Here is a 14,396-nt window from a genome sequence, read left to right as displayed (position 1 = left end):
AAATTACTTCCCTTTTGCCTTTATAATCGTTTCAAGCCCGAGGCCTCTCGAAGCTTTTAATAGAACTGCTGTCTCTTTATCAAGGCGGTCCTTTAAATATGATGAAGCCTCTTCTTTCGTGGCAAAGGAAACAGCAGGAACACTTACTGCTTCATTCGTTTTCATCTCTTCATAGATCCATTTACCTTTTTCACCAACAGTAACGACTTCTGTTATCGGATTTTTTATCGCAGTTGCGATGTCTCGATGGAGCTGTTCTTCTTGATTACCTAGCTCATACATGTCTCCTAATACCGCAATCTTCTTTTTATATCCTTCTAACTCGATTAGTGTATTGACCGCAGCTTTCATAGACGTTGGACTTGCGTTATATGCATCATTAATAACCAATGCTCCGTTGCTAGTTTCATACGTCTCGAGCCTCATGCCTGTTAGTTTCAAGTTGGAAAGCGATGACCTGATCGCGTCGTCCTCTACACCTAGCTTTCTTGCAGCAGCAATACTAAAGAGCGCATTCTTTATATTATGCTTCCCTAACAAACGTATTTCGAACGGTTTATCTTCTTCCGAAAGGCAAAACGCAAAGCCTTTATCAAGTTGAGAGACTTCACTTATCTGAAAATCGTTACCGTCTTCATACCCACAAGAAATTGCACGGCTTTTAACAGGAGCTAATAATGGTTCATCTCCATCGATGATAAGAGAGCCGTTTTCTTTTAATCCATCGACGATTTCCATCTTAGCTTTCGCGATGTTTTCTCGACTTCCAAGTTGAAGAAGATGTGACTCACCAATGTTGGTGATAACGGCCACATCAGGACGTGCGATTGAAGATAAAAGTGAGATTTCCCCTCTTGAACTCATACCCATTTCTAAAATAAGTACATCAGTATCTTCAGGCATCGAAAGGATCGTCATAGGAAGTCCCCAGTGGTTATTTAAATTCCCCTGCGTTTTATATGTTTTATAGTTTGGGCTAAGAACCGCTTCTAACATATCCTTAACAGTTGTTTTACCATTGCTGCCGGTTACTCCTACCACATAGGGTTTGTGAGCATTCAATACAGCTTTTGCTAAGTTTTGTAACCCTTCAGTGGTGTCGCTCACATAGTAGACAACGATCTGATTCTCTAAATCTTTAGGAAATGGCTTAGAGTCATCCCATAGCGTCCCTGTAGCACCGCTCTCGATTGCTTTATCGATGAAGCGATGTCCATCGTATACTTCTCCTACAATCGGGACAAACAGTTTGTTCGTGCAATCCTTTCGAGTATCTGTTGCAATACCGTCAAACTGTAGCTCTTTATCGAGCGATGCTCTTGCAAAATCGCTTAATAACGTTGAACGAAATTTCATGCTTTCTTCCCCTTTATTGCCTGACGTGCTACTTCACGATCATCAAAATCATAAACATGCTCTCCAATAATTTGATACGTTTCATGACCTTTTCCAGCGATCAATACAACGTCTCCTTCGGTTGCATGATCGATTGCATAAGCGATCGCTTCTGCCCTGTCAGTTATTCTTACGTAGTGTCCATCTACACCGTCGACCATATCGTCTAATATTCGTTCTGGATCTTCACTTCTTGGGTTATCAGAAGTCAGAACGGTCGTGTCAGCAACCTTTGTCGCAATCTTAGCCATGAGAGGGCGTTTTGTTCGATCTCTATCCCCTCCACACCCAACAACAGCATAGACGTTTCCTTTCGCCATTTCCTTAACTGTCGTTAGTACATTTTCTAGACTATCAGGTGTGTGAGCATAATCTACGATCACTGGGAAGTTCTGACCTTCATCTACCAACTCGAAGCGACCTGGAACTCCTTGAATTTCACCTAGACTCTTCAAGGTATCATCTAACGAAATACCAGCAGCATGACAAGCAGCAATCGCAGCTAGCGCATTATACACACTAAACTTGCCTGTAAGTTTTATATTAACTTCTTTAACTCCTTCATGCGTGATGAGTTGAAATTCAGTCCCTGTTGCTGAGAATGAAATATCCACCGCTTTAACATCTGCTTCTTGATCGATACCGTAAGTAAAGATATGAGCAGACGTCATTTTTTCATATTCTAGGCTAGCAGGATCATCGGCATTCAATATGGCTACTTTCTTTTTACCCGTATCATATGTATTGCCTAATTGAGAGAATAAAAGACCCTTCGCCTGGCGATATTCCTCCATCGTCCCATGATAATCTAAGTGATCTTGCGTTAAGTTTGTGAACACAGCAATATCATAGTCGCAGCCACGAACTCTTCCAAGCGTCAACGCATGAGAGGATACCTCCATCACAGCTGTCTTGACTCCATGATCTCTCATGTTAGCAAATTGCTTTTGCAAAAGAAGGGGTTCTGGAGTCGTGTTTTTTGTTTCAAACTCTTCATCACCAATTTTAATATTGATCGTACCGATCAATCCTGTTTTTTGATTCTGATCACGATGAACCTTCTCGATTAAATGTGAAACGGTCGTTTTTCCATTCGTTCCTGTTACTCCGATCAAGTTAAATGCTTGAGTAGGATTTTGATAGTAATGATTAGCTAGTTCTGCTAATGCGCGATGTGTGTCCTTTACTACGATTACAGGGACAGAAAGCTTCATTTCTTTTTGCGCGACAATGGCAGCTGCCCCCTTCTTTACAGCATCTTCTGCAAAATCATGACCATCTACCGTATATCCAGGAATACATACGAAGAGACTTCCTTCAGTCACCGTACGATTGTCGCTTTCTACAGACGTAATTTCAGGATTTTCACTTCCGAGCTTTTTATATGTAAATAGTGCATGAAGTAGATCATCTAATCTCATCTTTGATCACCTTTCTAGTTTGCTGACTTTTTCAGAAAACAAGCCAAGAGCATATGCCTTGGCTTGTTTCATACTTATTGTACTCACAGAGTGGCTATTTGTCACCCATATAAAGTCTGATTTCAGAGCCTGCAGGTAATTTTACACCTGGATCAGGTGCTTGTGCAATAACCGTGTCTCCCTCACCACTCGCTTCAATCTTCAAATTGTACATTGCTTCCCTGATTTCTTCAGAAGTCATCCCTACAAGATTTGGCATCTCGATCGTCTCTTCGTCTAACCACGTTTTCTCTTTCTCAATTTGATCTTCCCTTTTCGGAACATCCATAACCGTCAAACTATCATTTATGATATTTCCAACAATTGGTGCGGCTACTACCCCACCGAATTGAAGTGTATCTTTTGGATTATCGATCGCTGTATAGACGACGATTTGTGGATCATCAGCTGGGGCAATTCCGATAAACGATACGATGTGGTTGTTTTTTAAATATGCACCATTTTTAGCCTTCTGAGCCGTACCGGTTTTTCCACCAACCCTATATCCTTCCACAAATGCGTTCTTACCTGTTCCAAGAGCTACTACGGTTTCAAGAGCGTGCCTTACTTCTTTAGATGTTTCTTCTGAGATTACCTGACGCTTGACCTGTGGCGTATTCTTACTGATTACAGCACCAGTATCAGGATCGATCCATTCTTTTGCGATATAAGGTTCGTATAATGTTCCCCCATTAACTGCTGCTGACACTGCTGTTACCTGTTGAATAGGTGTAACCGAAACTCCTTGACCAAAAGCTGTCGTCGCAAGTTCTAATGGGCCTACATTTTCTACGTCAAAAAGGATTCCACTTGCTTCACCTTGTAAATCGATCCCTGTTTTCTCACCGAATCCAAACTTGTGAATATATGAAAATAGTTTTTCTTTACCAAGTCGTTCTCCGAGCATCACGAAACCTGGGTTACAAGAGTTCTGCACACCTTCTAAAAACGTTTGACTTCCGTGTCCCCCACTTTTCCAGCACTTTAGCTTTCGACCCGCTACTTCAATACTGCCTGGATCATGAAAATGATCCTTCTCTAGATCGACCTTGCCCTCTTCTAACGCGGCTGCAAGTGTGATGATCTTAAACGTTGATCCGGGTTCATATGTGCTCCAAACAGGTTTGTTCTGGTTCCATATGTCTGGTGAGAAATCTTGAAAATTTTCCGGGTCGAAGTCCGGCCTTGAGGACATCCCAAGAATTTCACCTGTGTTCGGATTCATCGCGATTGCAACAGCACCATCAGGATTATAGGTTGCCTCGGCGATATCTAGTTCTCGTTCAATGATTGTTTGCACTTTAGAATCGATCGTCAAACGCAAATCCAATCCATCGATCGGCTTTGTGTAGTCATCAGCAAGCGAAGGCATTCTCTTACCTTTGGCATCCGCATAATATTCGACCTGCCCCTGCTGACCACTCAATTCTTCATCATAGTAGAGTTCAATTCCTGTAAGTCCCTGATTATCAATACCACTAAACCCAAGTACGTGTGATAAAAAAGCACCGTTGGGATAATGCCTCTTATTGTCTTCAGCAATATAAACACCAGGTAAGTTCATCTTACGAATCTCATTCGCCTTTTCATTCGTCATCTTCTTGCCTTCTGGTCGAATCCATACCATCGATTGTTTTTGAGTAATCGTTTCGTACACTTTCTCTTTACTCGTATTCAATGATGCTGCGATTGCTTCCGCAGTGGAAGCCGGATTTTGCACCTGCCTCGGCACGATCAGCACGGACGGCGCACTTATATTCGTAGCTAATGGAACACCGTTTCGGTCGAGTATTTCTCCTCTATTCGGCTCGAACGGGATGTTTCTGCTCCAAGAGTCTTTCGCTTTTTCACTGAGCCAGCTGCCCATGACCAGTTGAACGTAGCCGAGTCTTGTTACGATCACAGCAAATATAAACAAACCTACGAGTAGTGCGACTACTAACCTTCTACGTACAGTGACATTGGAAACGCGCATAAGCTCATCCTCCCTGATTATGCTCGTTTCACTATATGTCATTGATTAGTCTAATAGACCTGCTAGTCCGTTATCTCTTCCTCTGGCTCTTCCTCTTCTTCACCTTCAGGAGGAGGTGATGGTTTCTTAAGCTCAGCAACGAGATAATCACCTTCTTTAACCGCAGCTCCTTTCGCTATTCCTTGCTTTGCTACGTAGCCAGCACCCATAATGTTCGGTTTAAGTTCCATAAGCTCAACAAGTTTCATCACATCTGTTAGTGACCACCCGGTTATTTCTGGCATCGTTACTTTTCCATCCGTACGTAACAGGATTCGCTCACCTTCAAGAACTTCTGATTCAGGATGAGGAGATTGTTTTACGACCTTCCCTGAACCTCCGAGTACGGTAACGTTGAAGCCTTGCGCTTTAAGGTCTTTTTCAACTTTCTCACTATCTTCTCCAGTGAAGTCTTCGATTTTCCTAACATCATCCGATTCTTCAGACCCTTGTCCTTCAGCTTCTTCTAACGGATCGATGTTTAAATACTGAAGACTATTCTTCATCACTGTATTAAACACTGTCGCAACTGGGTCGCTCCCTAATTCAGGATATTCAAGATCTGGTCGATCGACTGCTACGTACACGAGAAGTTCAGGATCCTCAGCAGGAGCCATTCCTAGAAATGAGAAGATATTGTTTCCATATCCACTCATATACCCTTTTGCACCTTGCGAGATTTGAGCAGTACCTGTTTTACCAGCGATCGAATACCCTTCGATATCATAAGGAGTACCTGTACCCTCCGTTACGACTGTGCGAAGGATGTCTCTTGTTTTCTTTGCTGTTTCACTAGAAATCGGCTCACCCGCTACTTCTGGTTCGTGATTAAGTTTAACGTCCTTCGAGTCAGGATCTACGATTTTTTCGATTACATATGGCTTCATCATCTTCCCACCGTTAGCAACTGCAGTGGCAGCTTGAATCTGTTGGATCGGTGTTATCGTTGAACCCTGACCAAAACCTGTCGAAATTCTTTCTAAGTCCCCACCATAGATGATTCTTGAAGACCCTTCTCCAGGTAGATCTACTCCCGTTTTCTTATCAAAAGCAAATTTTGAAAGGTAGTCTCTGTACGTATCATATCCAAGTTTCTCCTTTACGAGAATGGACATGGCAACGTTTGATGATTTCTGAACACCTTCATCAAAACTAATCTTACCCCAACCTTTTCCATAGTTGTGGTCGGGAACCGTACCTCCAGGAACTGCGTATCTACCAGATTGATAGAGTTCATCTCCATTGTAGACGCCTTCCTCAATCGCTGCTGCAAGAGTGAATACTTTCATCGTAGACCCAGGTTCGAATGGCGAAATAGCCATATTCGTATAATCTTTTATATTCTTTAGGTTAGGATCAAACGTAGGTCTCGTTCCTAAGGCAAGTATCTTACCTGTGTCTGGATCTGCTACAATTGCGGTCATACGTTCGGGATTATAGTTTTCTTGCACATCATCCATCGCTCTTTCAACAAACAATTGGATTTTTTCGTCGATCGTTAAATAAACATCGTTGCCTCTTTTTGAAGGAGAAATGTGGTCGTTCCCATACGGAAGCTTGTACCCTTTTCGATCCGTTTGATACGTCTCTTTTCCTTCTTGAGGTAGAAGATACTTGTTTAATTGTTTCTCAAGACCGAGCAGACCCTCTTGAGTGCCATCATCATTTTCATTCGTGAACCCTAATACATGAGATGCGAACTCATCATTTGGATATAACCTTGTTTTTGATGGGATAAACCCGATGCCTGGAAGATCAAGCTCTTCGATTTGTTCTTTCTCGGACAAACTAAGGTCTTTTCCCTCTGATCCGAACTCGACTTGAAAGAGCCCTTCTTTTGATAGCCTCTCTTTAATCTCACTTTCACTCATATCGAGGACCCCAGCAAGTTCTTTCGCTGTTTTATCAACATCTTCCACGTGTTCTTCATAGCCTTCACTTAAGATTGCTCGAAGTGTGAATGAGGGAATATCCATAGCGAGTGCTTTCTCACCAGTCCGATCATAGATCGTTCCGCGATCAGCGTGAAGAATTTTACTTTTTGTCCATTTTTCTTTCCCAAGTTCAGTTAAGTCGACCTTTTCACCATTTTCTCCAGATACCGCTTGAGTCCATTCAATATAGAAAAATCGTCCAATAAAAGCAAAAAAGAGCAGGACGAAAAGTGCCATCAGTATCCCTGCTCCTCGATTAATATGTGGGTTCTTATTTGTTTCCTTCATTTCAGTGCAAACCTCCGAATTTATGATCCTCTGTTGATCACTTCTACGTTTTGATCATTCAGTTGCATGCCGAGTTTTTCTTCAGCAATATCAATAATTCGATCTGGTGCACTTAATTCTGTCACTTTCACCTGAAGCTCTTCATTTTGTTTCATTTGAGCCTGCTGCTTCGCTTCAATCTGTTGAATACTCGTATTGATATTATAGATAGAAGCATAATTGGAAATCATGATGATCGAAGCTGCTACAACTGCAATACTAAGCATCATCCAGAGCAGCTTTTCTCCTTTCGTGATTCTACCACGTTGAATATAAACTGCTTTCTTTTGTACTTCAACTTGTTCTTTTTGTGAATGCTGCTGTTGATACTTATACGCCAGGTTACTCATTCTTTTCCCCCTAACACTTTCTGTAAGTTTTATTTATCTTTTTTAATCTATATTTTCTCTGCAATTCTAAGCTTGGCTGAGCGTGCACGTCGATTCCCTTCCTGCTCTTCTTCAGAAGGAATGATCGGCTTTCTTGTAATCAGCTTCATTTCAGGTTGGTACTCATCCGGAATGATCGGCATGCCTGGAGGTAACTCTGGCCCTGAAGCCGCTTCTTTCATCGTGGTCTTGCATATCCTGTCTTCGAGTGAATGGAAGGTGATCACACTGATCCGTCCACCTGGGTTTAAGATCGACATCCCATCGATCAAAGCTTTCTCAAACACCTTAAGCTCATCGTTCACAGCGATTCTGATCGCTTGAAATATTCGCTTAGCAGGGTGTCCCCCTTTCCTTCTCGCAGGAGCAGGAATCGCATCCTTAATAATTTCCACGAGTTCGAACGTCGTCTCGATTGGCTTTTGCTCTCTGGCTTTTTCAATCTTTCGAGCGATTTGTTTCGAGAATTTTTCTTCTCCAAATTTAAAAAATATGGATACGAGACGTTCATATTCCCACTCATTCACCACTTCGTACGCCGTTAGATCAGAAGATTGATCCATCCTCATATCGAGCTTTGCATCGAACTGATAGCTGAACCCCCGTTCTCCTTTATCAAGCTGTGGAGATGAAACACCAAGATCAAAAAGAATGCCGTCTACTTTTTCTACTCCAAGATCTAAAAGGGCTTCTTTTATATAACTGAAATTACGTTCTACAACCGTGAGCTTATCTTCATAGCCAGCCAACACCGTTTTCGCATTATCGATCGCCCATTGATCCTGGTCAAATGCATAAAGATGCCCTGTACTCAACTGGTCGAGTATCGCTTTAGAGTGACCTCCGCCACCAAGTGTACAGTCTACGTAAATGCCATCTTCTTTAATGTTTAGTGCATCGACTGCTTCTTCTTTTAATACTGTAATATGTTCAAACATGTTTACACCTTAACCTTCACTGCATATTAACCTTTTACATATCAAAATCCATCATGCTTTCTGCAATCTCAGAAAAAGATTCTTCTGAGGCATTGAAGTAGTCTTCCCAAACCGGTTTACTCCAAATCTCTAACCTGTTTGAAACTCCAATCACAACGCATTCCTTCTCTAGTTCAGCATATTGTCTAAGCGTCCCAGCAATGTTTACTCTGCCTTGCTTGTCCAATTGACATTCCGTCGCACCTGAGAAAAAGAATCTGGTGAAAGCACGAGCATCTTTCTTTGTAAAAGGGAGTGTTTTCATTTTTTCTTCAAGGGCTTCCCATTCTTTCATAGGATAACCAAAAATACATTTATCAAGCCCACGAGTGAGGACAAATGTGTCACCAAGTTCATCACGGAACTTTGCGGGAATGATCATTCTGCCTTTTTCATCAACAGTGTGCTGATATTCCCCCATGAACATTGGCTTTCCCCACCTTCCCCACTTTCTACCTTTAAGTTACCACAACTCCCCACTTTTCACCACTAGAAAATGTATTCGTGCACCAAAATAAAAATCCTGCTGTGATCAGCAGGATTTTTTAAGAAAACTTCATTGTTTTTTTACAAATACACAACTTTGTGTTTTTCGTTTAGTGACAGCTCTAAGTTCATGAGACGTTCGATAAAATCAGGACCATGCCAGTTCAAGTAATATACAATGTTCCATTTTCTTTCCTGTGGAGCACCATTCGGTTTTAATGCAAGTCCGATCTCATCATATTTTATAAGCGTATGTTCGTGTCGCTCTAAAATCGTTGCCTGCAGTTTTTCTTTAAGAAGATCTAGCTGCCTTTGAATAAATTCCCCATTTTTGTTGGAATATCGCTCTAAACCTTTATCGACATTAGTCGTTAACTGCCTCAGATCGTCATGGATAGCTTCTATCTTCTCCCCGGCACTCGAGAACGTTTCTTCTAATCCATAGTGATCGAGGTTTTCAATATAGCGATTTCGGTAAGACATGACACCCTCTTTTACGATGTCATCTATTGATAGTGAGAGCTCTGATGCATATTTTTGAATATGTCGTTCTACAAACGTAAACGTCATTCTCGGAACAATAACCGGCATTTTATAATCAAACACCCGAAATGCCGACTTCAATAATGCCCAATATGCAAGTTCCCCAGGTCCACCAACGAAGGCGAGAACAGGAAACATCGCATCTTGCATAATCGGCCTCGTCACGACATTATTACTCAGCTTATCCGGCTTTTCCTCTGCTAGCTGAAGTAATTCTTCTTCTGTGTATTCTACTTCTCCAGCTTTCCCTCTGAACAGCGACCCTTCTCGTTCGAGTAAAACACGTTCACCTTTCACTTTCACAAATAAGTTCGCCTGATTTTCATCAAGATCAACTTCTACCGGGTAGTTACACTCATGTAGTGAGGCAGCTTGGTCAAGGACGCTCTTATTAATGCGTTCATTGTCTTTAATTATGGTTTTAAACACACTTGATTGAAGACTCCGAAATGCCTCATTCCCTGAGTCGACCAAGACAAGACCGTACTTCGAGAAAAGGGCTGTGATCATATGACAAAAGTGATCGACGAACGTAGCAGAACGATCTGTGATGTTTTCTAACCAGTTTAGAATGTCGTTCGTGTAATCCGTTTCACCAAACTCATGAAGAACGTGGTCCGTCCATTCTTTGATCGCTGCTTGATCGAGCTCAATATCTGAAAGCGCCTGTTTTCGATATTGCTTTTGAGGGACCGCTACTTTCGTTTCTTTCTCACTGAACGTATACACGTGGTTTACTTCATGAAAATCATGATCCTCACCTGCTATCCAAAATACCGGGATAACTGGAACGCCAAGTTGTTTTTCTTTTTCTTCAGCAAGTTTAATTACGGATATTGCCTTGTTAATCGTGTAAAGCGGACCGGTCAGTACACCAGCCTGTTGACCGCCAACTACGGTCACAGCATCTTTTCTTTTCAATCTCTCGATGTTTTTCAATGCCTTCTCATCTGGATGATAAACTCGATTAAACGCCTCGAGGTGGTCTGATAAAGCTGCACGTTCAAAATCACGCTCCATCAGTTCCTGGTAGCGCTCTTCATAAGACTCATTCGTTTGATATGTATAGTCAAAAAAAGCTGAGATGCTTTTGTTCCTCGCGATGTAATCGGTAGCAATTACATTTGTTCCCGGAAGGAAATTTTCGGTGAGTTTCATTGCTATTTCTTCCTTTCTCGACACAAATACGGTATTCCGCCTGCATAATCCTTAGTTAGTATATCAAACTGACCCCACTGCTACCAAAAAAAAAGCTTATGAGTTACACCGTAGCAATACGGTGTGCTAACCCAATAAGCAATAGTAGAACATATCCAGTTGAAAATACGAGAAAATTGAAGCGCCATGCTCCTTTCATCACTCTTTTAATACTGATATCTTCCTTTGTTTTCCAATGAAGAACAGTGAAACCAACTGCAATCATAATCATAAGAATAAAGATTACCCATAAAAAAGAGCGTTGAAAGAGCTCTACGCATATGAAATGGACGCTTAGAATAAAAAACAACGTGGATAGATCTGTTGCGAGCCGGATTGAATGTTTCTTCTTCTTTGTTACTTTTACAGTAAAAATATAGACGATGTACCAGGCTAGAAGCGGTACCGTCACAGCAGTTGCAACGATGCCAATCAGAACATCTCCCATTACAACCTCTCCCCCAATTTCAATTCCATCCCTTTGACCGCATCAAACACAAACCTTGTGTACGGAACATCGATCCCTTTTAATGAAGCTTCTCTTAACACAAACCCTGAAATTGCATCGATCTCTGTTCTTCGTCCAGCTTTAAGATCTGCCAGCATCGAGGAAGTATTGGCTGCTGTAAGTTGACACACACCTTGCACTCTGTTCAAAGATTCTTCAAATTCAAGATTCAAAACGGTACTGGACTCTTTTATTAATTCTCTCAAGATCGCAAAATACCTAGGGTTTGTCATCAATTCACCGTTTAAAATTTTGAAGATGGCTGTCAGCGGATTAATTCCACAGTTTATGACAAGCTTCTCAGATAATAACTTGTACCAGTTCTCTACATGCTGAATCGATAGCGTTTCATCGCACAACGTGCTTAAAAATGACCATTCTCCAGAATAGCTGCAGATTTTCAAACTGCCTTTACCTGTATGGATAACTGAAATGTCATCAATTTTTTTCGATCCATGGTCAAGCGTACCTAAAGCAACGTTATTGTGTAGTGTTTCAAGAAAGCGAACGTGCCCCATTCCATTTTGAATGAATAAGAGTTCAGGCTTTGCACCTTTTTGATATGTATGATTGATCATGTTGATCACTTCTTCAACTTGATAAGACTTTACAGCAACGACGACAATATCTGGATTATCAGGTAAAGAAGTTGAAGCTCGCACCTGATAAACTGCTTCTACACCTTCACTTCTATAACAAATCCCTTTTTCACGGAGCAGATCAGCTTGCTCTTCTCGTCGTGTGACCATCGTTACCATATGCCCAGACAAGGAAAATGAAGCACCAACAAGAAGACCAACTGCCCCAGCTCCGATAATCGTGATGTTCAATTGGATACACCTCTCCATTCTAATAGGCCGAATGCACTACGGCTAGTTTAGCATAGTTTTCCATCCTTTTTAATCAAAAAAACGATGTGCTGTTCAGCCAAGTGGGGTATTTCGTATGTATTGGTAAGAAACTGTTGAAGGGGTGGAAAATGATTGCGATCCATTAGGAAGTGTTTTGTGTTTTTCTTGATAGCAGTCTTAGTGTTCACTATAGGGTGCTCCACTATTGGAGGAGACAACTTAAAAGAAAACGCTAGTGAGCAAAACGTTCGAACCGTGTTACAAAAGCAGTTTAATGGACCTGATGAAGAACAGGAAAAGCTTATAACCTCCTACGATGGAGATTTAGAAACGTACGCCACTATACTGTCCGAATACAATAAAGAACATTTCAAGCCCTATATGAGTGAACGATATTATGAAAATTATATAGTGAAAAACAACGGCTCATTGATGTTCTTACGCATGGCGCATCCTAATCATGTACTGAAAGTTAGAGAATTAACGATTAAAGAAAATGAAGATAAAGACGCTTTTGATTTTACAGTAAACGTAACTACGGCTACTAATTCCGAAAGTAAACCATTAAGTGTTGAAGGTACAGCTCATACAAATGAAGACGGTAAGATCACGAGTATCCACTACCTCAATATAGAAGATATCCGGACAACATTAGATGAATAAGTGTACCGCTTACTGCTCTAAATACCAAGAGCGTTCTACATCTGAAAATCCCTTAACGGAAACGTTAAGGGATCTTTTTCTTCTATTACACTGGATAAACAGGGTGTTTCTTATCAGGCGCACTCATCTCTTTTGACTCGTAGTAAGATAATCGATCGACGAGCACTTCTCTTAGTTCATTACCAGGAACGATATCGTCAACGATCAATTCAGACGCAAGCCGGTAAATATCAATGTGTTCCTTATATTCCTGATGCTTTTCTTTCACATATTCGATACGTTCTTTTGGATCTTCAATCGCATTTATTTTATTAGCATAAACCGCGTTCACAGCTGCTTCAGGTCCCATCACTGCAATTTGAGCAGTCGGCAATGCGATACAGCAGTCCGGCTCGAAAGCAGGTCCTGCCATCGCATAAAGTCCTGCTCCGTATGCTTTTCGAACCACAACAGAAATTTTCGGTACCGTTGCAGAACTCATTGCGGCGATTAGTTTTGCACCATGCCTTATGATACCAGCACTCTCTACTTTTGTACCGATCATAAATCCTGGTACATCTGCAAGGAAAACGAGCGGAATATGGTACGCATCGCAGAGCTGAATAAACTTAGCGCCTTTATCAGCTGAATCTACGAACAAAACCCCGCCCTTTACTTTTGGCTGATTCGCGATGAGACCAACAACCTTTCCATCGATTCGCGCGAAACCAGTGATCAACTCAGGAGCGAACAATTTCTTCATTTCGAAGAAACTATCGCCATCTACTAGTGCATCGATCAAATCATACATATTAAAAGGTGCATTTTGGTTTTCTGGAACGATATCTGTAATCGATTTTTCTAATGAAGGCAGCTTCCCTTCCAGTTCAGGCGTTCTTTTATGAAAGTTGCCCGGAAAGTAGCTTAAGTACTGACGACCAAGTTGGATCGCATGCTCTTCATTATCTGCGAGAACATCTCCACATCCGCTCTTGCTGCAGTGCATTTTCGCACCACCCATTTCTTCGAGCGATACTTTTTCACCGATTACCTTTTCAGCCATACGTGGTGAGCCAAGATACATAGACGCATTTTTATCTACCATCACCACGATGTCACAAAAAGCAGGTATGTAAGCCCCACCAGCAGCTGACGGTCCAAACAACAAGCAGATTTGCGGAACCATGCCAGACATCTTCACTTGATTGTGAAAAATTCTGCCTGCTCCTCTTCGGTTAGGAAACATTTCTAGCTGATCAGTAATTCTTGCACCGGCTGAATCAACAAGATACAAGATCGGCACTTTGAGATTCATCGCTGTTTCTTGAATGCGAATGATCTTTTCTACTGTTCTCGCTCCCCAGGACCCTGCTTTAACGGTAGAGTCGTTCGCCATCACACATACTTTTTCACCGTTTACTTTCCCGATCGCGGTCACGACGCCGTCTGCAGGAAGGTCGCTCGCAAGATTGTTTGCAAATTTACCGTCTTCCGTGTATTGACCATTATCGAACAGTAAATTCAACCTGTCACGTACGAACATTTTGTTCGTTTCTTTCAGTTTCTGGTGGTACTTCTCTGCACCACCAGATTCTATTTCTTTCGATTTATTTTCTAGAAACTCTTCAAGATGATTCATGATGAACCTCCTTCATTTCATTAGATTGAGCGCT

General features: G+C 41.6%; 12 protein-coding genes. 1 reads left to right on the top strand and 11 read right to left on the bottom strand.

Annotated elements, in window-relative coordinates; all coding sequences use genetic code 11:
* Nucleotides 1-3: 3 nt before the first annotated feature.
* The 10 genes from PFZ69_RS14550 to PFZ69_RS14505 form a co-directional block, all read right to left on the bottom strand.
* Nucleotides 4-1,356, bottom strand: a complete 1,353-nt coding sequence (locus PFZ69_RS14550; protein WP_270181786.1) for a UDP-N-acetylmuramoyl-tripeptide--D-alanyl-D-alanine ligase — start codon at nt 1,354-1,356, stop codon at nt 4-6.
* The gene (locus tag PFZ69_RS14545; RefSeq protein ID WP_270181785.1) at nt 1,353-2,816 is read right to left on the bottom strand and encodes a UDP-N-acetylmuramoyl-L-alanyl-D-glutamate--2,6-diaminopimelate ligase; all 1,464 of its coding nucleotides are present in this window, start codon (nt 2,814-2,816) and stop codon (nt 1,353-1,355) included. Before PFZ69_RS14545 ends, PFZ69_RS14550 begins: the two co-directional genes overlap by 4 nt.
* Nucleotides 2,817-2,910: 94 nt before the next feature.
* Nucleotides 2,911-4,830, bottom strand: a complete 1,920-nt coding sequence (locus PFZ69_RS14540) for a stage V sporulation protein D (RefSeq protein ID WP_270181784.1) — start codon at nt 4,828-4,830, stop codon at nt 2,911-2,913.
* Between the two features lie 62 nt (nt 4,831-4,892).
* Complete coding sequence (locus PFZ69_RS14535; protein WP_270181783.1) at nt 4,893-7,091, bottom strand: penicillin-binding protein; 2,199 nt, start codon at nt 7,089-7,091, stop codon at nt 4,893-4,895.
* Nucleotides 7,092-7,111: 20 nt separating this feature from the next.
* The gene (gene ftsL, locus PFZ69_RS14530; protein ID WP_270181782.1) at nt 7,112-7,480 is read right to left on the bottom strand and encodes a cell division protein FtsL; all 369 of its coding nucleotides are present in this window, start codon (nt 7,478-7,480) and stop codon (nt 7,112-7,114) included.
* Between the two features lie 47 nt (nt 7,481-7,527).
* The gene (gene rsmH, locus PFZ69_RS14525; RefSeq protein WP_270181781.1) at nt 7,528-8,457 is read right to left on the bottom strand and encodes a 16S rRNA (cytosine(1402)-N(4))-methyltransferase RsmH; all 930 of its coding nucleotides are present in this window, start codon (nt 8,455-8,457) and stop codon (nt 7,528-7,530) included.
* A 34-nt stretch (nt 8,458-8,491) separates the two neighbouring features.
* Nucleotides 8,492-8,923 (bottom strand): division/cell wall cluster transcriptional repressor MraZ, encoded by a 432-nt coding sequence (gene mraZ / locus PFZ69_RS14520; protein ID WP_270181780.1) that lies wholly within the window; start codon nt 8,921-8,923, stop codon nt 8,492-8,494.
* A gap of 140 nt (nt 8,924-9,063) precedes the next feature.
* Nucleotides 9,064-10,683, bottom strand: a complete 1,620-nt coding sequence (gene bshC / locus PFZ69_RS14515; protein WP_270181779.1) for a bacillithiol biosynthesis cysteine-adding enzyme BshC — start codon at nt 10,681-10,683, stop codon at nt 9,064-9,066.
* A gap of 103 nt (nt 10,684-10,786) precedes the next feature.
* A complete protein-coding gene (locus tag PFZ69_RS14510; RefSeq protein WP_270181778.1) occupies nt 10,787-11,170 on the bottom strand; it encodes a DUF3397 domain-containing protein in 384 nt (127 codons plus the stop codon).
* Nucleotides 11,170-12,060 carry a 2-dehydropantoate 2-reductase gene (locus PFZ69_RS14505; protein ID WP_270181777.1) on the bottom strand — a complete coding sequence of 297 codons (891 nt, stop codon included), beginning with the start codon at nt 12,058-12,060 and terminating at the stop codon, nt 11,170-11,172. Before PFZ69_RS14505 ends, PFZ69_RS14510 begins: the two co-directional genes overlap by 1 nt.
* A 177-nt stretch (nt 12,061-12,237) precedes the next feature.
* On the opposite strand from PFZ69_RS14505, the gene PFZ69_RS14500 reads away from it, so the two are divergent.
* Entirely contained in the window at nt 12,238-12,744 is a 507-nt protein-coding gene (locus PFZ69_RS14500; RefSeq protein ID WP_270181776.1) for a hypothetical protein, read from the top strand.
* Between the two features lie 85 nt (nt 12,745-12,829).
* On the opposite strand, the gene PFZ69_RS14495 is transcribed toward PFZ69_RS14500, so the two are convergent.
* A complete protein-coding gene (locus tag PFZ69_RS14495; protein ID WP_270181775.1) occupies nt 12,830-14,362 on the bottom strand; it encodes an acyl-CoA carboxylase subunit beta in 1,533 nt (510 codons plus the stop codon).
* Between the last annotated feature and the right edge of the window lie 34 nt (nt 14,363-14,396).

The organism is Alkalihalobacillus sp. CinArs1 (assembly GCF_947387515.1).
Classification (GTDB): domain Bacteria; phylum Bacillota; class Bacilli; order Bacillales; family Guptibacillaceae; genus Guptibacillus.
This window is presented reverse-complemented; position numbering and strand designations above follow the sequence as displayed.

Coding starts and splice junctions, on each gene's coding strand:
- PFZ69_RS14550 (WP_270181786.1), bottom strand. CDS start 1,356: ATGAAATTTCGTTCAACGTTATTAAGCGATTTTGCAAGAGCATCGCTC.
- PFZ69_RS14545 (WP_270181785.1), bottom strand. CDS start 2,816: ATGAGATTAGATGATCTACTTCATGCACTATTTACATATAAAAAGCTC.
- PFZ69_RS14540 (WP_270181784.1), bottom strand. CDS start 4,830: ATGCGCGTTTCCAATGTCACTGTACGTAGAAGGTTAGTAGTCGCACTA.
- PFZ69_RS14535 (WP_270181783.1), bottom strand. CDS start 7,091: ATGAAGGAAACAAATAAGAACCCACATATTAATCGAGGAGCAGGGATA.
- ftsL (WP_270181782.1), bottom strand. CDS start 7,480: ATGAGTAACCTGGCGTATAAGTATCAACAGCAGCATTCACAAAAAGAA.
- rsmH (WP_270181781.1), bottom strand. CDS start 8,457: ATGTTTGAACATATTACAGTATTAAAAGAAGAAGCAGTCGATGCACTA.
- mraZ (WP_270181780.1), bottom strand. CDS start 8,923: ATGTTCATGGGGGAATATCAGCACACTGTTGATGAAAAAGGCAGAATG.
- bshC (WP_270181779.1), bottom strand. CDS start 10,683: ATGAAACTCACCGAAAATTTCCTTCCGGGAACAAATGTAATTGCTACC.
- PFZ69_RS14510 (WP_270181778.1), bottom strand. CDS start 11,170: ATGGGAGATGTTCTGATTGGCATCGTTGCAACTGCTGTGACGGTACCG.
- PFZ69_RS14495 (WP_270181775.1), bottom strand. CDS start 14,362: ATGAATCATCTTGAAGAGTTTCTAGAAAATAAATCGAAAGAAATAGAA.